At 57.2% G+C, this 20,590-nt stretch carries 17 protein-coding genes; 1 reads left to right on the forward strand and 16 read right to left on the reverse strand.

From position 1 onward, the window contains the following. Positions 1–12: 12 nt before the first annotated feature. From IV01_RS00080 to IV01_RS00020, 14 genes are all read right to left on the reverse strand, one after another. Positions 13–1,230, reverse strand: coding sequence for a glycosyltransferase family 4 protein (locus tag IV01_RS00080; RefSeq protein WP_032632046.1), 1,218 nt, complete (start codon positions 1,228–1,230; stop codon positions 13–15). 33 nt (positions 1,231–1,263) lie between these two features. Continuing rightward, on the reverse strand, positions 1,264–2,304 hold the full coding sequence (locus IV01_RS00075; RefSeq protein ID WP_032632048.1) for an acyltransferase family protein: 1,041 nt from the start codon (positions 2,302–2,304) through the stop codon (positions 1,264–1,266). A gap of 9 nt (positions 2,305–2,313) precedes the next feature. Continuing rightward, positions 2,314–3,423: a glycosyltransferase family 4 protein gene (locus IV01_RS00070; protein ID WP_032632049.1), complete on the reverse strand. Its 1,110-nt coding sequence runs from the start codon at positions 3,421–3,423 to the stop codon at positions 2,314–2,316. Between the two features lie 383 nt (positions 3,424–3,806). Then, on the reverse strand, positions 3,807–5,120 hold the full coding sequence (locus IV01_RS00065; RefSeq protein ID WP_032632050.1) for a hypothetical protein: 1,314 nt from the start codon (positions 5,118–5,120) through the stop codon (positions 3,807–3,809). Between the two features lie 48 nt (positions 5,121–5,168). Next, entirely contained in the window at positions 5,169–6,413 is a 1,245-nt protein-coding gene (locus IV01_RS00060) for a glycosyltransferase family 4 protein (RefSeq protein WP_032632052.1), read from the reverse strand. Then, positions 6,410–7,411, reverse strand: coding sequence for a glycosyltransferase (locus IV01_RS00055; RefSeq protein WP_032632053.1), 1,002 nt, complete (start codon positions 7,409–7,411; stop codon positions 6,410–6,412). The genes IV01_RS00060 and IV01_RS00055 overlap by 4 nt, the downstream gene beginning before the upstream one ends. A 250-nt stretch (positions 7,412–7,661) precedes the next feature. Continuing rightward, on the reverse strand, positions 7,662–8,177 hold the full coding sequence (gene rfaH / locus IV01_RS00050; protein ID WP_032632054.1) for a transcription/translation regulatory transformer protein RfaH: 516 nt from the start codon (positions 8,175–8,177) through the stop codon (positions 7,662–7,664). 4 nt (positions 8,178–8,181) lie between these two features. Next, complete coding sequence (locus IV01_RS0125790; RefSeq protein ID WP_050508127.1) at positions 8,182–8,976, reverse strand: WbqC family protein; 795 nt, start codon at positions 8,974–8,976, stop codon at positions 8,182–8,184. Positions 8,977–9,028: 52 nt separating this feature from the next. Beyond that, entirely contained in the window at positions 9,029–11,239 is a 2,211-nt protein-coding gene (locus IV01_RS00045; RefSeq protein ID WP_032632055.1) for a polysaccharide biosynthesis tyrosine autokinase, read from the reverse strand. Further along, positions 11,240–11,692 carry a low molecular weight protein-tyrosine-phosphatase gene (locus tag IV01_RS00040; RefSeq protein ID WP_032632056.1) on the reverse strand — a complete coding sequence of 151 codons (453 nt, stop codon included), beginning with the start codon at positions 11,690–11,692 and terminating at the stop codon, positions 11,240–11,242. Then, entirely contained in the window at positions 11,682–12,617 is a 936-nt protein-coding gene (locus IV01_RS00035) for a glycosyltransferase family A protein (protein ID WP_050508129.1), read from the reverse strand. Before IV01_RS00035 ends, IV01_RS00040 begins: the two co-directional genes overlap by 11 nt. A gap of 3 nt (positions 12,618–12,620) precedes the next feature. Next, positions 12,621–14,135 carry a lipopolysaccharide biosynthesis protein gene (locus IV01_RS00030; RefSeq protein ID WP_032632057.1) on the reverse strand — a complete coding sequence of 505 codons (1,515 nt, stop codon included), beginning with the start codon at positions 14,133–14,135 and terminating at the stop codon, positions 12,621–12,623. A gap of 4 nt (positions 14,136–14,139) precedes the next feature. Next, entirely contained in the window at positions 14,140–15,261 is a 1,122-nt protein-coding gene (locus tag IV01_RS00025; RefSeq protein ID WP_032632059.1) for a DegT/DnrJ/EryC1/StrS family aminotransferase, read from the reverse strand. A 40-nt stretch (positions 15,262–15,301) separates the two neighbouring features. Continuing rightward, complete coding sequence (locus IV01_RS00020) at positions 15,302–16,087, reverse strand: hypothetical protein (RefSeq protein WP_154232303.1); 786 nt, start codon at positions 16,085–16,087, stop codon at positions 15,302–15,304. A 1,051-nt stretch (positions 16,088–17,138) separates the two neighbouring features. Here IV01_RS00020 and IV01_RS00015 point away from each other — a divergent pair. Then, entirely contained in the window at positions 17,139–18,947 is a 1,809-nt protein-coding gene (locus IV01_RS00015; protein ID WP_032632062.1) for an aminopeptidase P family protein, read from the forward strand. A gap of 50 nt (positions 18,948–18,997) precedes the next feature. Here the strand turns inward: IV01_RS00015 and IV01_RS00010 are convergent, their stop codons facing one another. After that, on the reverse strand, positions 18,998–19,291 hold the full coding sequence (locus tag IV01_RS00010; RefSeq protein WP_032632063.1) for a hypothetical protein: 294 nt from the start codon (positions 19,289–19,291) through the stop codon (positions 18,998–19,000). A 178-nt stretch (positions 19,292–19,469) separates the two neighbouring features. Next, a complete protein-coding gene (rhtA, locus tag IV01_RS00005; RefSeq protein ID WP_032632065.1) occupies positions 19,470–20,357 on the reverse strand; it encodes a threonine/homoserine exporter RhtA in 888 nt (295 codons plus the stop codon). Between the last annotated feature and the right edge of the window lie 233 nt (positions 20,358–20,590).

Consider the following 20,590-nt stretch of genomic DNA (forward strand, 5'->3'; position numbering starts at 1 on the left):
GAGAGTGCTCACTCAGACGGATTTGATCGGGACAACACGGGCAGTCAGGTCGCTGCTGACCAGAATGGGCGACGCCTGGGGCATCTTGTATTGAGAGGGCTGGCGGGCCAGACGTGCTGCTGCCAGACGGCTCTCGACGAAGTTTTTCATTTCTTGCTCGAAGCGCTCGCTGCTGAACCGCTCAGCGTTGGCACGACAGGCGTGAGACGTGATGCGATGCTGCGCCGCTTCGAACTCGCCGACGGCCGCTACCAGTGATGAGACGGTCTGAGCGTCATAAAACACCCCGGTCGGTTGCGGGTGGTCCAGGCCACAAACGGTCTCCAGAACACCGCCTTTGCCGAAGGCGATGACGGGGGTGCCGCACGCCTGGGCTTCCACCGGGCTGATCCCGAAATCTTCTTCGGCTGCGAACACGAACGCCTTGGCATTGCGCATGTGCTCCAGCAAAACCGCGAAGGGCTGGAAGCCCAGCAAGGTGACGTTGGGCGCATTGATCGATTTAGCCTTGGCCATTTCCGGGCCATCGCCAATGACGATGAGGCGCTTGTCCGGCATCGCCGCGAAGGCTTCGATGATCATTGGCATGCGCTTGTAGGGCACCATCCGGGAGGCGGTGAAGTAATAGTCCTGTTTATTGTCCAGCTGGGTGAAGTGAAAGGTGTCTACCGGCGGATAAATTACGGTGGACTCCCGACGGTAGGCCTTGGAAATCCGCCCGCCAATGAAATAGGAGTTGGCGATGAAATCGTCCACGCCTGCCGAGGTGCGCTGATCCCACATGCGGATGTAGTGCAGGACCATGCGCGCGACTTTGCTTTTTAAACCGGTACTCATGCCGGATTCCAGCAGGTACTGATGCTGCAAGTCCCAGGCGTAGCGGATCGGCGAGTGCACGTAACTGATGTGCAATTGATCCGGGCCGCTGAGCACGCCCTTGGCCACTGCGTGGCTGCTGCTGATGATCAGGTCATAGCCGGACAGATCCAGTTGCTCGATAGCCAGGGGCATCAAAGGCAGATAGCGCTGGTAGTGTGTTTTGGCTTTTGGCAGACGCTGGATAAAGGTGGTTTTGGCGACTTTGCCATGCAAGTGCGCCCGATCCTGGTCGCTGAGAAAGTCGATCACCGAAAACAGATCGGCCTGCGGCCAGATATTGATCAGTGAAGCCAGCACACGTTCGGCACCGGCATACGTCACCAGCCAGTCGTGGACAATTGCAATTCTCATTGGAGTTCCCTTCTGTCTTGCACAAGCTCTACATCAGGCGCGGGCAGGCTGCGTCTTGGCGTGGCGATTGTTGAGGCGTTTGCCCAATTGGATAAAAGGCGTTTCGATGAAGCGAAAGGACAGGTGAGCAATCCCTAGCGTCAGTACTGTTGCCAGGACTGCGTTGTAAAGGGGCGCAACCCGTAAATCCTTGAGCAGAAAGTCACTGAGCATCAGCATTGAGGGATGCAACAGGTACAGCGAGTAACTGACGCCGCCGAGCCACACCAGCGCCGGGTGTTTGAGCTGAACGATTCGGGTCAGCACGACGAAACTGATGATCGCCGTGGCGTAAGTGAACAGGTAACGTCCTGGAGCCTCGCCGACGCCCATGTCCTGGCTGTAAGCGAGTATCAGTGTCGGTGGTAGCAAGAGCAGATAGGCGCCCAGCACCAGCACCAGGCAGCGAGTCAATTGGCGGCTGTGTTCGGCCAATAACCATTGCCGCCAGATGGAGCCGAAGAACATCAGTGACAATGCCAGCGGCAATGCGACGGGTAATTTGCGTTCGGTCTGTTCTCGCAGCACCGCCAGCGCCAGGCCCAGTAGCAGTGCGCCCAGGGCACAGCGAGTGCGAGTAATCAGGTCATAAAGTTTGCCGCTTAAAAAAAGCAGCAGGCACAGGCCGTAGAACACCAGCTCGATGAACAGCGTCCAGTACAGACCGATGACATCGCCGAAACCCAGTAGCGTCTGCAGCATGGTCAGATTGGCCAGGATCTGTATCCAGGGAGGCATGATCCCGCCGCCCACTTGCAGTACCGTCAGGTAGACCAGCAACGACAGCCAGTAGGCCGGATATAGCCGCATGAACCGCGAGATGACAAAACGGCGGGCACCGTCGGGCACTGGTCGCAGGCTGAACGGGATCACCACACCGCTGATCATGAAAAACCACAGCACACCGAGCTTGCCCACATCCAGCAGCTCTCGGAACAGCCAGACATCGCCCAGCAGTGGTCCGTACAGATGGGTAAACACCACCATCAAAGCTGCGATGCCGCGCAGGGCGTCCAGATAAGCCAAGCGTTTCATGATCGAGCCTCAGACCTTATCGGTGGACGATTCGGCGATGGTGCGGGGTTGCCCATGCGTGGTTTTCATTGCCAGGACTGCATCGATGCGTTGCGAGACACGCAGCGCGGAGTCGTCCCAGGAGAAGCGCTCGACGTTATTCAAGCCGCGACGTCGCAGGGCTTTGCGCAACGGCATATCGATGAGAATACGTTCCATGGCTGCGGCGATATGGCTGACATCCAGAGGGTCAAAGTACAACGCGCTGGCTTGCAGTACTTCCGGTATAGAGGCTGCATTGGCAGCAAGCACCGGGCATCCGCAGGCCTGAGCTTCGAGTGGTGGAATACCAAAGCCTTCATACAACGAAGGGAACACGAACGCAGTGGCACCCTGGTACTGCTCGATCAGCTCCGCATCGTTCAGGCGACCGAGAAAGCGGATCCGCGGGTCGCGGCAAGCCAGGTGTTGCAACTCTGGATCGGCAAAGATCTCGCTGGCGGCGCCGACGATGTGCAGCTGCAGGTTTTCATGACCGCGCAGGGTCAGGAAGGCCTGGATCATGCGATTGAAATTCTTGTGTGCACTGGGCGATGAAACGGCCAGCAGGTAGGGCGTAGCGTGTTCGTTGGGCGCGGGTTTGAAAGCTCCACTCACGGCATTGGGTACGACAAAGATGCGGTTGCTGGGGAAACCATAAAAGGTCGAGATTTCCCCTTTGGAAAAGCTGCTGACCGTCAACAACGCCTTCACCCGCCGCAACAGGATCGGTGTGATGGTTCGATACACTGCGCGAAAGCTGCGCGAGTAGCTTTGCGGGTAGCGCACGTAGTTGATGTCATGATGGGTAGCGATCTGATTGCCGTAGAACATCGGTGCCGTGCTGCTCAATGACACCAGAAGCGGACGGCCCTGGCGCAGCAGATACAGGGGTAAATCCACCTGCTCCCACAGATGCCCCGTATTGCGGCCTATGATCTGCACATCCAGCGCCTTGGCGCTTTCATGCAGTTTGATGTTGTGCGGCGCGACGAAAATCACATCGCTGCGCAAGCGCTTGATTGCCAGGCAGACCTGCTCCGCAAAGCGCTGCACTCCGCGTATTTCCTGGGTCAGAAAGCGGGCGTTGATCACGATCATTTGGACGGCGTCCTTGCGCAGGGTTCAGGTGGTAGTTCGGGTTCAGCAATGTTTGTGGGAGCGAGCTTGCTCGCGAATCGGGCACCTGGGTTTCAGCAGATACACCGCGTCATCGTTCTTCGCGAGCAAGCTCGGCTCCCACAGGGGTAAGCGATCTATGTTGGCGAGTGGGAGTGGGCGGCATTCCGGCTTGCCCGCGAATCAGGCGCTGCGGGCTGGCAGATACACCGCGTCATCGTTCTTCACGCCTCGGTCTAACAGGCATATCGCGTCATCGTTCTTCGCGAGCAAGCTCGGTTCCTACAGGGTCACGCGATCTTCTGTGGGAGCGGTGCTTGCCCGCGATTCAGGCGGCTCGGTTTCTAAGGCCGCCCGCATCACCACTACTGGGCAAACAGCGGCGGCTTGCTGCCCAGGCGGATGATTCTGGGGAATTCGTTGACTGACACTTGCGCCGAACAACGACTGTCATTGCAGTTCCAGGCGATCCCGGTGTCGATTTGTCCACGTTGCGGCTGGCCGCTGTCGATCATCAAGACATTGCCGGCCTGTACGCTGCTGGCATCCACCTGAATCGTGCGCGGCAGGCCAGTGGTCCAGGCCACCAGGATCTGTTCCGATCCTTTGGCGAAGCGCAGCAGATAGGTGGTATCCAGCTCGCGGCTTTTTTCTGCGTCGTAGCGATATTCGTGCAGGATCGGGCTGATGGCTTTCAGGGTCAGATAGGCCGGTTTGACTGAAAAATCCTGATTCAGCAGCCCGAAGTTCTGTTCCGGGTCTTCAAGGTCGCCGCCATCGTTGAGCAAGTCGTACCACCACAGGCCTTTGATGTCCGGCACGGTCTGCGCCAGAAAATAACTACGGGCCAGATAGGCGGCCTGGGTCTGCTCGCTGATACCGCACTTACCGTGGCTGCTCGGCCAGCCCATCTCCGTCAGGTACAACGGAACCGGTCGTGCGGCCAGCGCCCTGAGGTCGGCGTCGACCCAGCGTAACCAGGAAATCCAGCGTTCCGGTGTATGTCGTTCTTCGTGGCGACAGTGCACATAGGGGTGCAACGACAAGCCATCCACATGGTTGAGCAATCCGGCTTCAATCAGCTTGTCTGCAAAGCCCAGATCCATGCCTTGGCTAGTCACGGCACCGGCGAGAATCGTGGGTGGTTTTTTCCGCTGGCGTAATTTTTGTGCGGTTTCTTCGATCAGGTTGCTGTAGTCGCGGGCAAACAGCGGGTCCACTGGATTTTCTTTGTCCCACTCATTCCATATCTCATAGAAATCCACACCATCGGCCAACTCCTGGCTGACGAAATTGACGTAATTGCCAAAGGCTTCCTTGATCGGCGGGGATCGGGGTTTGGCGTAGTTTCCGTAATGAGGATTGCCGTAGCCCAGCACCAGCAGGGGTCGCAATCGATGTTTCCGGGCCTTGCTCAAATACGCATGCCATGCCGGGTCTATCCGCAGTTGACCACGTCGTTGCTCGGCGGTTGACCAGTACGCATCGTCGCGTACCGAGTCCACACCCGCGTCTTCCAGCAGCTGCAAAGCCTGGGCGGAGGAGCTGCTTCTATTCATCAAGTGAGTGTCGACGCCAATGATGAATCGTTCATCGGCCAGTGCCATGCAGCTCAGTAGAAGGTTAAACAGCAGTAACATCAGCGGTTTGCGCAACAGTGTCTGGGGCGGCTTTGACATGTCTTGTCTCAATGAAGAGGCACGGTCCGGGATTCCGGGGAGCAGACCCTAGGCAGGTCGTGACAGCGAAAACTCTTGCTGGGGCACCACCCTGTCCAGCAACGTCTGTACGAAAATGACTTCATAGCTGTCGAGCATCAGATCCAGATCCATCAGCGACGCGACACTGACTCTGGCCTGAGCACTCAGACGAGCCAGCAGCGCGGGTTGCTGATGCAATTTGAGCATCGCAACGCCCAGAGAGTCCGGGTCGTCAGGGCAGCAGAGCAGACCGTTGAGCTGGTCCTGAATAATTTCTGGAAGCCCGCCCATGCGGCTGGCGATCACTGGTTTTGCATAGGCACAGGCTTCCACGGCAACCATGCCAAAGGGTTCATTCCAGATGGACGGCACGATGGCAACATCGATCTGTTTGTAAAACTGCTCGGGTGAGCGATAGCCGACAAAACTCACTCTGGGCGAAGTGACCATCGCCTTGAAGCGCGCTTCATCGTCGATCTGACCGCGACCGGCAATCTGCAAGGTGGCGTCAATCGGCAGTCGTTGGAACTGCTCAATCAGCCAGCGCAGCCCCTTGGGTTCTGACAAGGTGCCCATGTAACCGAAACGCAGCGGCGCATTTTTCGCCGCCGGATCGGTGCTTCTGTGGGTGACCGTTTGCGCAGGCGTGGGGCTCGCGTTGTGTACCACGTAGCTGCGGGCGCCCTTGAAGAAGCCTTCGCGTTGCAAGGTGTCGAGCATGAAACGACTGACGCCCACCACGGTTTTGACCTGCGCCGAGCGTTGATCATGACCTCGACGAAAGCGCTCGCATCGACCACATTGCTGCTGGCAGCTGTGGCCTTTGTTGAACATCGTGCTGGCGGGACACAGCAGATAAAGGTCATGCAGCACCTGAACGATCGGCAGACCGGCAGCAGTGATTTCGTCCCAGGCCGATACCGACCAGCCGCTGAGGTTGTGGCATACCACCAGGTCCGGTTTCTCCAGCGCGATCACCCGCTTCACATAGGCGCGCATGCCGTTGTTGTAGCGGTCCCTGAGGTGCCAGCCGAGACGGGCCAGACGACCTGGGCGCTGGGCGGTGAAGTGCCAATAGAAATTGCGCAACCCGGCGCGATAGACCTTCACCTGGTTGACGTTCTCAACGTGCAGGCCTGGCTTTGCGCCGGTGGCCAGCACCGCCACTTGATAGCCGCGATTTTTCAGACCTTCGACGGTGCGCTGAAGGATGATTTCTGCTCCGCCGCCGATGTTTGGCGCGTACAGGCTGTTGATGAACAGGGCCCTCATAGCGGATACGACTTGTGCAGGCCCAGGACGCCGGATTCACCGTCCGCGATGGCTTGTTCGATGAGCCCCAGACGCTGTTCGGCCCCACGCCGTTTGGCAATCAGCCGTAAGACGCGGAAGAAAACCCAACGGTTGAAGCTGTAGAGCAGGGCGGATGACGCCCAGATGTTTTTGTCGAACCAGGCCTGATTGCGTGCGCCGTAATAGGCACGAAGGTCGGAGCCGCCGAGCAGAAAGCTTTCATAAATGTTGCTGGTGCGGGCCTTGATGTTCCACGAGTCCTCCAGATCATCGAGCAGTGCGTCCGGGATCAGGAAAATCCGCCCGCCACCCGCGGTGATACGCCAGGTGTATTCACTGTCATCGGCGTACAGCATCAGGGCGTCGAGGGGCAGACCGATCCGCTTATAGAGGCTTCGATGTGCCAGCAGGCCGCCGTAAGTGGCGAAAGGCAGCTGCACGGTCGCAATGGGTTTGTATTTGCCCTGAGGTTGACCCCACGGCAAGCGCCGCCAGATTTTGTAGGGCAACTGGGCGACGTGAAAACCGAAAAAACTGGAGCGTCGTGGTATGGCGAAACGCTGGGGTACACCGGCGGCAATATCAGCCTGGTGTGTCGGGCGGAAACCCAGCACTGCCGCTTTGTCCTGGCCATCGATGACCTGGCGTTCGCGCAGGTTTTCATGCAGCGTCGCGATGGCATTGATAGTCGGTGCGTTGTCGTCGTCCATCAGCCAGATGTACTCTGCGCCAGCATCCAGTGCCGCCTGGATACCCACCGAATACCCTCTGGCCGATCCGGTATTGCTGTCCAGGTAAATGACCTCGACCTGACCGGGCCAGGTCGTGCGCAACACTTCCAGCGGTGCGGTGGAGGCATTGCTGACAATGATGACCCGGTCAATCAGCGGGCTTTCCAGCGAACGACTGACCAAGGTGTGCAAATAATTGAAACGATCACCATAGGTGAGCGTCACCAGCGTTGTGAGTTGCGTCATGGTGAGGTTCCGGGCAGAGGTGGGTGGGGCTGGGAATGGGATGGATGGGAGATTCTATGTTTGCACGCGAGCTGATGTGACGACGTGGGACCGGCTTCAGCCGGGAAGAGGCCAGTACAGCCATACCGTATCTACCGACCGAAATGCCGCCTTCCCGGCTGAAGCCGGTCCCACGGCGCTAGCCCAGGCGTTGCGCGGAATTCGCTCCCACAGAAGGTCAAACCACCCCAGTTCGAGCGCAGATGTACAACTAAGCCCTGGCTTCGACCCGTGACAGACTGCTGATCGGCAGCACCACCTTCTGCTCCCGTTGCAGCAGGTTGAGCAGAATCACCGCGCGTTCAGTGCCATCAGGGGAGAGGAAAATCGCCTCGATGTCGCACAGGTCACCCGCCCTGATCCGCACGTGTTCACCTTGCCTGAACGGCTCTTTGGGCGGCGCTGTATTCAGGCGTTGGCGAATCTGCTCGATCAGTTCGTCCTGGACCGGCACCGGAGTGCCGCCGAAGGTCACGATCCTGGCCACGCCCCGGGTGGAGCGGATCGGGTACCAGTTGTCGTGCACCTGATCCATGCGGATGAACAGATACCCCGGAAACAACTCTTCTTCGTTCGCGGCCCGGGCGCTGCGTTTTCTCGTGTCACTGGCCTTCAACGGCCGATAGCACTCGAAATGCTGGCGTTGCAGGTGTTCCTGAGCGCGAGCTTCCTGACGCGGTTTGGTCTGAATCAGATACCAGCGGGCGGGGCTGTCAGTCATGGGCATGGTGTTACTCCACTGCCAGGCATGTGGGGAGAACAGGGCTGACTTCAAGCTGACGGGTGAGGGGTGCCAGAATGTCTGACTCCCTGGCTCCGTCGCAGAGGCTGTAGCACTCAAGCATTGCCTGTATCTGCTCTACACAATTGAACATCAGCACATCAATGATCGACAGGTTGGGCACGAACGGCTGGCCGAATTGGCGGTAGACAACCTCTTCCATTCTGAAAAAACGCACCAGCAAGCCGTTACGGGCGAAATGTTCACGGTCGTACAGTTCCGCGCCGCCCACTGGGTTGATGAACGTGGTGGCGGCGAAGGTGTGCGACACATTGATCACCCGGTCCTGCTTGTCCAGGCATGACTTCAATTCAAGATCCGAGCCGCGCAGGATAGGCGTGACGATGTGCAAATACGCACACAGTTCGCGGATTGCGTGTTCGGTATACATCGCCAGATTGGTCTGCGGGAAGCGGATCAGGCGCTCCAGCAACGGCATGACCTGGGCGTAGTACGGGGCCTTGCGATAGCTTTGACAGATCACATTGATCAGTCGGTCCGCTTCTTCGGAGAAAGTATCGGACAGCTGACGCTGATTGATGGGGAGTTCGAAGTGATCCCTTTTGAGGGGGAAGGTGATCAGTTTGGCTTCACCATTTTGCAGGATGCGATTGCGGTTGACCCATCCTGAGCGGATGTATTGCAGGTCGTCGCCGAGGACAAAGACATCTGCTGCCGCGATCAGTTGGAAGTACCCCAGATAGGGGAAGAGATAAGGCTGCATCATTGCAATGGTCCTGGCCATACGTAACTCCTTGAGGGTGGTGGGGGTGAAGCTTGTCTTGCCGGTTAATGCGTTATTTGCGTGTCGGGCTGTAGTTGTAGCCATAAGCCGCACAGTCGTAATCTGCGGTCGAGGCCTTGCGCAGCACGCCGTTGAAGATTGCGCCCTTGATGACCACGCCGTTCTGGCCGAGCCGGCGTTTGCAGGCTTCGATTTCCTTGACGGTGGTCAGGCCGAACCGGGTGACCAGCAGGCAGGTCCCTGCCTGGCGTCCGACCAGGGTGGCGTCGGTGACTGCCAGAATCGGCGGGGTGTCTACCAGAATCAGGTCATACAGCGGCGAAAGCTCGGTGAGCATTTTGTTGAAGTTGTCATGCATCAACAGCTCCGACGGGTTGGGCGCTATGAAGCCGCAGGACATCATGTCCAGATTGCGCACTTCGGTGTGGTTGATGACTTCAGTACTGGTCAGCCGCGCAGCCAGGGTGTCGGAAAGCCCGTGCTTGGGTTGCAGGCCGAAGATCTTGTGCAGATAGCCTTTGCGCATGTCCGCATCGATCAGCAGCACGCGCTTGCCGGTCTGGGCGATGATCACCGCCAGGTTGCTGGAGACGAATGACTTGCCAGCGCCTGGTGACGGGCTGGAAATCATCAGCACGTTGTTGCGCGCTTCGAGCATGGCGAAATGCAGGCTGGTGCGCAGGCTGCGCAGCGACTCCACGGCCAATTCAGTCGGCGCAGACACGCTGAGCAGCTTGGATTCTTTTGCCCGGCCCTGGCTGTTCTTCTCCAGGCGCTCTTGCTGACGCGAATACGGCAGCGAGGCATAGACCGGCATGCCGATGTTTTCAATGACTTCGGGATTGTCGACTCCGCGATAGAACGCCTGACGAATAAACACGATGGCCACTGCCACCAGCACGCCCAGCAGCACGGCAATCAGCACGATGAGTTTTTTCATCGGTTTGACCGGCGCTTCAACGTTGGCGTCGGCGTTGTCGATGATCCGCACGTTACCGATGCTGCCCGCCCGCAGAATGTCTTGCTCCTGGCTTTTGTTCAGCATCAGGGTGTAGGTCTGGCTGGTGACCTGCATGTCACGGGTCAGGCGCAGCAGTTCCTGTTGGGTGACGGGCAGGGCTTCGATTTTCTTCAGCAAGCCTTGTTTCTGCGCTTCGAGCTGACTCATCTGGTTCATCAGACCGCGGTAGGTCGGATGCTCGTGGGTGTACAGACGCTCGATCTCCACACGCTTGAGCTTGAGCTCCGAGAGTTTTGAATCAAGGCTGACGACCTGATCGAGCACACCTTTGGTTTCAATGCTCAGATCCACCGACTTGGCGCTGGTCTGGAAGGCGTTGAGGGCGATTTCCGAGTCTTCCAGTTGGCGGCGTACGGTTGGCAACTGCGAGCGCAGAAACTCCAGGCGCTGGGCGGCCTCAGCCGAGCTGCGCTCTACGTTCTGGCGCACGTAAAGGCGGCTGACTTCGTTGAGCACCATGTTGGCTTTGGCCGGATCCGGATCTTCGATGGACAGGTAGATGATCCCTGAGTCCTTGCCCGCTTCGGTGATCTTCAAGCGGTTCTGATAGATAAGGGCGCCGGTCAGGGTGCGCAGTTTTGCGACATTGAATTCAGTACCGGGCCGGGCGTTCAGGGTCGCGACCTGGATTTTTGTGCCGTGGCCTTCCACCGTCTGATTGACACCGCCGCTTAGCAACAGACTGCGATCCTTGTCATACAGGGAGAACGTACCGGGTTTGCCGGCCACCAGAATCAGGTTCTCACCCAGTAGGCTGTCAGGGACTTCCAGCTGGAACACGTCGATTTTCTCGCCACCCCAGGCGTAGCTGGTCAACCCGAACATTGGCTCGGCCAGGGCATTCTCACGTTCCGGCTTGAAGGTGCGGCTCAGGTAAGCACCAATCATCGGGAAGTATTTCGGGCCTTCTACGATATTGAGCTTGAGGTCTTCCACCACTTTGCCCAGCACCGCACGGGACTTGATCAGTTCGATTTCGGTGGTGGCCTGGGAGACCGACATGGGTTTGCTGGACACTTCCGGGGTGCCCTCGATACCGATTTTTTTCGGCTCGATCTGAATCATCGCGTTAGCCTGATAGATCGGCGTCGAAAGCACCGCGTAGGCTACCCCTACCAGCGCGAAAAGGCCGACGACCGCTATGATCAAGCGCTTGTGGTCGAACAATGTGCGCAAGATAGTTGCCAAATCGATCCGGGAGTCCTGGTAGTAATCCAGGGAAGAACGGTTCATAGCGGTCATTTATCTTGTTTCTCCTGACTGAAGATAAGGTAGCCAGTCGTCGACGCATCTCGAGAGCTGCTCGTAGGTCTGTTCAAAGGCTAATTGTGGTTGCCGATAGGGGTCGGCTATTTCCATATGGTGTTGCCATTTGCCAATCAGAAAAGTCTTGCCGCGGACCTCCGGAGCGAGCTTCAACACGCTTTTGAGCTGAGAGCGTTCCATCAACAGAATCAGCTCGGCCTGGTGCAACATGTGCCGGTCGACCTGGCGTGCGATGTGCCGCGAGCTCTGCACCTGATGCGTTTGCAATACCGCTTGTGCCAATGGGTCTATGGAGTGCCCTCGCAGCGCATGGGTGCCAGCCGAGGCAATCTGCACATGCGGTGCGTTCGCGCGCTGGCGTAACAGTGCTTCAGCCATGGGGCTGCGACAGATGTTGCCAACGCAGACCACCAGCACGTTACTGAACATGGCCTTTACTGATCGGGGGCAGCAGGCGCTTGCCGAGGTTGATGCTCATGTTTCGCAACGCCATCATCATTGCCCGTAACTTGTGGGGCGGGCCGAGCGCCGAAAGCGACAGGCAGAACACCTGCGTAACGAAGTGCTCGTACAGCTCCTGATTGCCCAGTCGATGGTAGTAATTAGCCAGGCTGCTATTGGTTTGCAGGCTCATGTGCAGCTTGCGTTGATGGCTGCGCATGGAAAAAATCCCGCCCGGATGCACGCGATAGGCTGCCGGCCTGATGTCGGCGAGAAACTTGCCCTTGCCGAACGCACCGAGCAATGACCACCAGCACATGTCATTGAGGGGCGCGACCTGCATCAGCAGTTCCGGTGGCATGCTGGTCAGGACGTTGCGGAAACACACGGTCAGGGTCGAAATAGGACGGGCTTTCTGCAATTCCAGAGCGCTGGCGTCGGCGCGTAATTTGCCCTGCAACTGGATGCCTTTTTCGCCCTCGGTGTCGAAAGCCATGGCGTCGTGATAGGTGATCACGTAGTCAGGATGGCTCTCGAGAAAATCCACCTGAATCTGTAATTTGCGTGGGTCGGTCCAGTAATCATCGGCTTCGCAATATGCGATATAGCGACCGCGCGCCTTGGCGAACAGCCCTGGTACACAGGGGCGCCCGTACTGGTATTGATTCACGGATTCATAGAACGGCCGGATGATGGTCGGATAGCGCCGGGTGTAATCAGCAATGATCCGCGCGGTGCCGTCGGTCGAGGCGTCATCGTTGATCAGGATTTCGAAACTGAAACTGGTCTGTTGCGCCAGAAAGCTGTCCAGGGTTTGCGCGATGAACGCCTCCTGGTTGTAGGCCGGGCAGACAATGCTCACCAAGGGAGCGCCGGCTGTCGCGGACGTTGCGGTTTTCATGATCTCATCCATGGCTCATGTACTCGGTTTGCTGAACAGGACAAAAACTCTCAGAGCCAGAGGCTTGTAGCTCGCAGCCACCACCACCAGGGTGATCAGACCACTGACCGCCAGACCCAGGAACACGCTGAGCCGGTCCTGCCCGGCAATCAGCAGGAACAATGGCTCGCTGATTGCCAGACCCACTGCGCTCATCACGCTGATGCGGATAATGTCTCGCAGCCATTGCCTATGAAGGCCGGGGGCCAGGCGCTGGTGGACGATCATTGGCCAGAGGGCAAACGACACGACGCGTAGGAAAAACCAGGCCAGTGCAGCACCGTAGACACCGTGATAGTGAATGGCGAGGAGCATCACCGGCACGGTCACCAGCGCGGAGATCACGCTGTACCAGACATGCAACTGCATCTGCCCATGGGCATATTGCAGATAAAACTGAAAGGCGCTCATGGCCATGATTGCGCTGCCCAGCGCGTACCAACCGAGGATTTGCTGGCTCCAGAGCGCAGCGTTCCAGTCACCGGTCCAGGCGTAAATCAGAAACTTGCCGTGCAGGGCGATCAGCGCCGCCAGCGGGAAAAGAAAGGTGCAGACAAAACGGTTCGCTGCCAGAAACAAAGCGTGCATATCCGCTTCGCGACCCTCGGCCATTAGCACCGTCAGGCGCGGCAGCAGGGTCTGCGCAAGCGGGTTGCTGAGCGTCATGATCCCGGTGGTGATCAACGCTACCAGGGAGAAATAGCCGTATTGATCCAGAGGCAGCAGTTCGGACAGCAACACTTTGTCGATCTGCGTCAGGACGATCCACAGCACGGCGGTCAGCGACATGCTCGCGGCGAACGGCAGGATCGGTTTGACCAAGGCCCAGTTGAAACCGGTCAGCCACTGAGGCGTTGGCATTTGTTGCCAGGCTCTGCCGGCGAAAATCAGGGTTTCGACAAGACCCACCAGCACCTGAAAGGCGAAAAAATCCACCGGGTCCTGGGAATAATGGCTGACCAGCAACAAGCCGCCGAAATAACGCAGGGTCGCGATGATGATGTTGGCAACGTTGAGCCAGGCGTGTTGTTCCAGTCCCTGGATGCCGCTCTTGTACAGAGTGGAATACAGCCGCAATGCAATCACCAGCCCCATCAGGCTGATGCAATGGGTGAGCGTCTCTGGCTTTAGTTCTTGGGCGTTTAGCCACTGCACGGCAATCCATGAGCTGCCCGAATAAATCGCGACGCACGACAGCACTGCCAGAGGTAGAAAAATGATCTCGAAGGAGCGCAGTAATTGCCCTGAGTTGCGTTCGCTGGCAAGCGTGCCCTGCTGGTGGGCGACCGCGCGCACCAGGCTGGGGGACATGCCCGCGTCAAGCAACTGCAGCCAGGCCTGCATCACCGCGAAGAAACCAATCAGACCATACGCCTCGGCACCCAGATGGCCGAGGTAAAACGGCATGATCAGGATCCCCACCAGCAGAACGTAAGCCTGACCGGCATAGCTCAACGCGGTGTTGCGAATCACTGAGCTGTTCTTGTGCATAGCCTTAAACAGCCTGAGCGATGACAGGACTGATGTAGTGCACATCACTCACGCTGCATTCTTCAATCAGGGTGCTGATCACTTTATCCTGGTCATGCTTTTGCAAGCCCGGGTAGATCGGAAGGCACAGCACCCGCTCGCTCAGGGCGCGTGATTGCTCCTGCGCAACTTGGGGCTGCAGGTATTCCAGGGTGTCCAGTGACGGGTAAAAGTAGCGCCGAGGATTGATGTCCCGGTGGTTCAGCGCGGTGCGCACGCTTAGCAATTGTTGCTCGTCACGCAGCGCAATCGGGTAGTAGCTGTTATTGAGTTCGCTGTTGGCCTCGGCCTGCTGCAGGTCCAGATAGTTTTCCAGTCGCGAGGTATAGCGGTAGGCGATTTCAGCACGCTCTTCGAGAATGTTCTCGATGTCGTCGAGAATGCACAGGCCCATGGCCGCGGAAAACTCGTTGAGCTTGGCGTTGATGCCAATGCCGTCGATTTTGTCGATATCCGCGATGCCGAAGTTACAGAGCAGAAAGGCGCGCTTGGCGATCTCTTCATCATTGGTGATGATCGCACCGCCTTCGATAGTGTGGAACAGCTTGGTCGCATGGAAGCTCAGGGTGCTGACATCGCCCCAGTTGAGAACCGACTGGCCAGCATGGCGCACGGCGAACGCATGGGCGCCGTCGTAGACCACTTTCAGTTTGTGTTGGAGGGCGATCTGTTCGATGCGCTCAACCGCGCAAGGATTGCCGAACACATGGGTGCCGACGATCGCTGTGGTATCGGCCTGGATGCGACTTTCAATGTGTTCCGGCGAAATGTTCCAGGTATGGGGATCAATATCGGCAAACACCGGCCGAATACCTTCCCATTGCAGCGTGCTGCTGGTGGCGACAAAGCTGAACGGTGTGGTCACGGCGCTGCCGCTCAGGTTCAGTGCGCGATAGGCCACTTGCAGGGCCAGCGTGCCATTGTTGGTCAGAATGATGTGTTTGACGCCCAGATAATCCTTCAGGCGTTCTTCCAGTTCTGTCACCAGGGGCCCGTGATTGGTCAACCAGCCGCGGGCATAAATGCCTTCCACGTACTTTTTGAACCTGTCGATATCACCCAGGTAAGATTTGGTTACGTTGATCATCGAAGCCTCCATGTTTGACGTTGAACGTTGTTCTCTGGGTTTAAAGCGCGGTGGGCTGCGAAGGTTTGGCTCCGGCTCTCTGGCTGGCGCGCCGTGCCCGACGCTGGTTCAGCCGCAGAATCAGTCGGGTGCTCAAGCTCCCCGCGTGGGGATCGCCAAAGTGAAAGATGGCCGTGGCCCGGGTTACTTCAGGGCTGCAGGGCTCATTGGCATGCAAGGTGCGATAACCCCAGAACAGGTAAATATCGCCGGGGGCAAGAGTCAGGGTTTTGGGTTTGAGCCAGCCTCTTCTGATCCCCATGACCATCAACTTGCGAATGAAGCTGTTCTGCACGAAAGCCTTTTGCAGGACATTGAACAGCACGTTGCGGTGAGTCTTGCGCAGGTTGGGAAACAGCATCAGGTCGCCGCGCTGCTCGCCTTCCGAGGGAATGAAGATCGGCACCAGGACTGTCACCAGGCTGGCATCAAAGTGGAAGCTGTTGGATTCGCGCAGGCCTTGATTGCCTTGAACACAACGCAAGACAGGGAAAATCTGCGGGCTGGCCGGCTCGGCGCCAAAGCCCTGCCGATAGAGGCTGGCGAGCATCTGCTTGAAGTGAGTGTCTTCCCAGATGGCCGATAACGGGCAACCGTTGAGTGCTTTCTCGCCGTGATGGGCGAAATATTCGCCCCGATGTAATTCTGCCTGGGCCTGGGTGTAGGTCCGTAACTGTTGCAGCTCGACCGGGCTGAGCACGCCGCGCAGTTGGGTGAAGCCTGACGTGTTGATGTCGTCGGCCATTTGCTTGATCTGCTCGGATGTCATGGCAAATGAGGCAGGCATGGATTTCATCCTTGTTGGCTTAAGGGCAAGCCCCGGAGCAGGTGATTGGGCCTGACTCCCTGGGGCTCAACTTGTTTAGCCACGCTACCGCCCGAATCCACAGATCCAGATGCGCAGACAACTTCAATACTTTTACCGTTGCTCGATTAACCGTCTGCCTCGTCTTGAGGATCTCAGGCCACGCTACCGCCACACCGAGCACACTCAGTAATAAGCTGGTTTATAAGGACAAAAGACGTTGATCGGCGCTAATAGCACACCGTACAGGCAACTAACGTCTTGGGCAGAACAAGAAAGTAGATTGAAAAACAATTCCTGCGCATTGCTCTGTGGCAGTGCTGCACGGGCTAGAAAATGTCTGACACGCATATATATCGTTGGGGGCGAGCTTTCTGTCAAATTATTTCGTCAACATTCTGTTAAGTTTTTGATAAGCGGTTTTAGTTTTTATGTAACCTATTGATTTAATTAAGAGTCAAAAAAACATCGCGTGCACTGCTTCGGTGCGGTGACGGTTTTTGGACGGTTTTACAACAGCTTGGATACGAGGTGAATGGCTGCATGAGTCGTTTTTTTAACGCCAGAAGTTAGTCGGGCTTACGGAGTTAGCAAGTTGTCTTTTGAATGTGCGTCCTCTCTAAAGTTTAAATGGCAGCGATCATTAGTTTGTCATCAAGGCGGTGTGAAAATCGCCTGGATGTGATGTGTCGAATCGGCGGGACTCTGGTTAGTCCGTTTGGCCTAACGTGACATTTTCAATCCGGTAGGAAGCGATTTTTTCGAAGTTAGCTGCTTGCGAATGAATCAGGACGAGTGCGTAGGAGAGGCTGTCCCCCTGCCAGGAAGGGAGGTTGTTGAGGTGATCCGCTTTCGGTTTGGCCTGATCTTTTTGAGTCAGGGTGCTTTACCCGCGAGGGTGATATCGGCCAAGGCCCTGGGCTGATCGAGGTAACCCAAGTGCAGCCGGCGTTCTGGGCGGTTGCTCAGTCCTTACAGGTGCTCCATTATCTGCCCCGTCACAGGTCAATTTTTCGGGTCAGCAGGAGAACCAATGAGCAAGCAATCGGATACCAGCGCTGCAGTCGCGCAACGCCTTGCACAGACGCGGGCTTTGATGAGTCGGGAGGGAATCGATGCTTACCTGGTGCCCTCTGCCGACCCGCATCTTTCAGAGTACTTGCCTGGGTATTGGCAAGGGCGGCAATGGTTGTCAGGTTTCCATGGTTCCGTCGGCACGCTGATCATTACTCAGAGCTTCGCCGGCGTCTGGGCGGATAGCCGCTATTGGGAACAGGCAACCAAAGAGCTGGCCGGAAGCGGGATTGAATTGGTCAAGCTTTTGCCGGGTCAACAAGGACCGCTGGAATGGCTCGCCGAACAGGCCAAGGCTGACAGCGTAGTGGCCGTTGATGGGGCGGTGCTGGCGGTCGCTTCATCCCGGACATTGGCGAGCAAACTCTACGAATGCGGCGCACGCCTGCGTACTGATCTGGATTTGCTCACCGAGCTTTGGCAGGACCGGCCGGCGTTGCCGACCAATCTGATCTATGAGCATCTACCTCCACAAGCTTCTATTGGAAGAGTTGAGAAGCTCGCGCGTCTGCGTCAAGTCATCACCGAGCGCGGTGCAGACTGGCATTTCATTGCGACCCTGGATGACATCGCCTGGCTGTTCAATCTGCGCGGTGCTGATGTTTCCTACAATCCGGTGTTCATTTCCTTTGCCTTGATCGGGCCCAATAGCGTCAGTCTGTTTGTTGACTCGAAAAAGATTGATGCCCGCGTTCGCCAAAGCCTTGAGCAGGATGGCATCACGTTGCTGGAGTACACCCAGATCGGCGCGGCCCTGCGCGAAGTGCCGAAGGATGCTCGGCTGCTGATTGATCCGGCTCGGGTGACGTGTGGCCTGCTCGACTACCTTGACGCTGAAGTCTCGCTAATTGAAGGGCTGAACCCGACCACACTGTTCAAGTCCCAGAAAAGTGAGACTGACACTGGGCACATCCGCCAGGCAATGGAGCAAGACGGCGCTGCGCTGTGTGAGTTCTTCTGCTGGCTCGACTCGGCTTTGGGCAGCGAGCCTGTGAGCGAATTGACCATTGATGAGAAGTTGGGGCAGGCCCGGCAGCGGCGACCTGGCTACATTTCAGCCAGCTTTGCCACTATCGCTGGCTTTAATGGTAACGGCGCTATGCCTCATTACCGGGCGACGGAGCAGGAATACGCGCAGATCGAGGGTGATGGCCTGTTGCTGATCGATTCCGGTGGCCAGTATCTGGGAGGTACTACGGACATCACTCGCATGGTGCCGATCGGCACGCCAAGTGCTGAGCAGAAGGGCGATTGTACGAGGGTCCTGAAGGGAGTCATTGCGCTGTCACGTGCCCGCTTTCCAAAGGGGATACTTTCCCCGTTGCTGGATTCCATTGCTCGTGCGCCAATTTGGGCTGACGGCGTCAATTACGGGCACGGCACCGGTCATGGCGTTGGGTACTTCCTGAATGTCCATGAAGGGCCGCAGGTGATTGCCTATCAAGCACCCGCTACCCCGCAGACGGCAATGCAGCCGGGTATGATCACCTCCATCGAGCCGGGAACGTATCGGCCGGGACGTTGGGGTGTTCGAATCGAGAACCTGGTGATCAATCGTGAGGCAGGTAAAACCGAGTTCGGGGAGTTCCTGGAGTTCGAAACCCTGACCCTGTGCCCGATCGATACTCGATGCCTTAATGTAGACGCGTTGACTGCCGAGGAGCGTGATTGGCTGAACAACTACCACGCGCAAGTCAATCAGCGTCTCAGCCCTCTTTTGCAAGGTGCCGCATTGCTTTGGCTGCGCACCCGGACCGTTGCCATCTGACGTAGGCATCCCGCGGGCGGGCGACAACGCCACGTCCCGCCGGGGTGGCATCAAGGTTTAGCAGGTTTCTTGCAAATGATGATCATGCTGCGACTGGTATAGCCCGCCGGATTCAATCCGAACGGGTAGTCGCCAGGATCTTCGACGGTATCACCCGACTTGGCGATGACCCTGTAGTTTTTTGAAACGCAGGAATCAGTTGCCATTCGATAGCATTGGTCCCACGACGAGGACAATCCGGAGCAGTTGATGTGAATCCCGCGCTTGCCTTGTTTGATCGGTTTCGATGTGGCTGCACAGCCCGCAACAATCAGGGCCATCAGCGCTATAAAAATATACTTCATTCCCTTCCTTACCCTGGCAATTATCCAAAGCCAGATGCTCGCTTGAATGTATTGCTCAGCAACCTGACTCGACACTCGTGCCTGATTCGAAAATCCGTTTCAAGCGTCGCCAAGCCCTAAACATGGCTCAACGACGTTACAAATGCTAGTGACATCTCACTTCTCAATGAAACAGTCTTCAATCAGCAGGTATCAATTGCGCGGTGTCGCGCCGTGCTGTAAGGGTCGCGCCTGCCGAAGCCATGATGATTGCGCTGATGGCCAGCCATTGCGTCAGACTCAAGTGCTCGCTGAGGAACAATATCCCTGACAAGGCGCCGAAGGCGGGTTCGATACTGGCCAGGGTGCCAAATGTGCGGGCCGGCATTCGGGTCAAAGCGACCATCTCCAGGCTGTAGGGGAGGGCGGTAGACAGGATTGCAACAGCAATGGCTGTGGGTACCAGGCTTATATCCCAGAGCGCCGGGCCAGCGTGGACCACTCCAATTGGCGCAATGAAGATCGCCGCTATGAGCACGCCTAGAGCTGCAGTCTGAATCCCGTTATCTTCGCCCGCCTTCTGACCAAACAAGATGTAGGCTGCCCAGCAAATGCCGGCACCCAAGGCATAAGCCACGCCAGTCATATCCAGGTTGGCGGTTTCCTGGCCGATGGGTATGAGCAAGAGCAGTCCGGTGGCTGCCAGGCCAATCCATACAAAATCCAATGGCTTGCGGGAGGCGAATAACGCTACGGCGAGTGGCCCGGTAAACTCCAGCGCAACGGCTATCCCCAGAGGTACGCTGCGTAGCGACATGTAGAACAGGAAATTCATGCCTCCCAAGGCGATGCCATAGATAAACACCGTACGTAGCGACCTGGCGGTGAAGCGTGCACGCCAGGGCCTGAGCACTAGAAGCAAAATGATGCTGGCAAAAATCAGCCTTAAAGACGTCGTGCCTTGTGCGCCTACCAGAGGAAACAGGGTTTTCGCCAGTGAGGCGCCTGTCTGTATCGACGCCATGGCAATCAGCAGTAACCCGATGGGAAACATAATGGTTGTAATGGGGCGCGGGTTGTTAATCATTGGGTGTCAGGTCCACTGTCGGCGGGTAAGTCGGGTAAGGCCGCTATGATGCTTAAGATTGGTCGGGTGGGCAATATATTGCTCATCCCGTGTTTCCCTTCTATATAGGTAATAAGGGTAATTCAGCCGCTTAGAACACTTTTTGTGAAAAGTTCAAATTAACGGTTGACGTGGTTCTGAATCTCTCTATAATTCGCACCTCTTCTGGCGCAGACAGAACGAAAAACTCCTTG

This window comes from Pseudomonas syringae, from assembly GCF_000737245.1.
Lineage (GTDB): Bacteria > Pseudomonadota > Gammaproteobacteria > Pseudomonadales > Pseudomonadaceae > Aquipseudomonas > Aquipseudomonas syringae_J.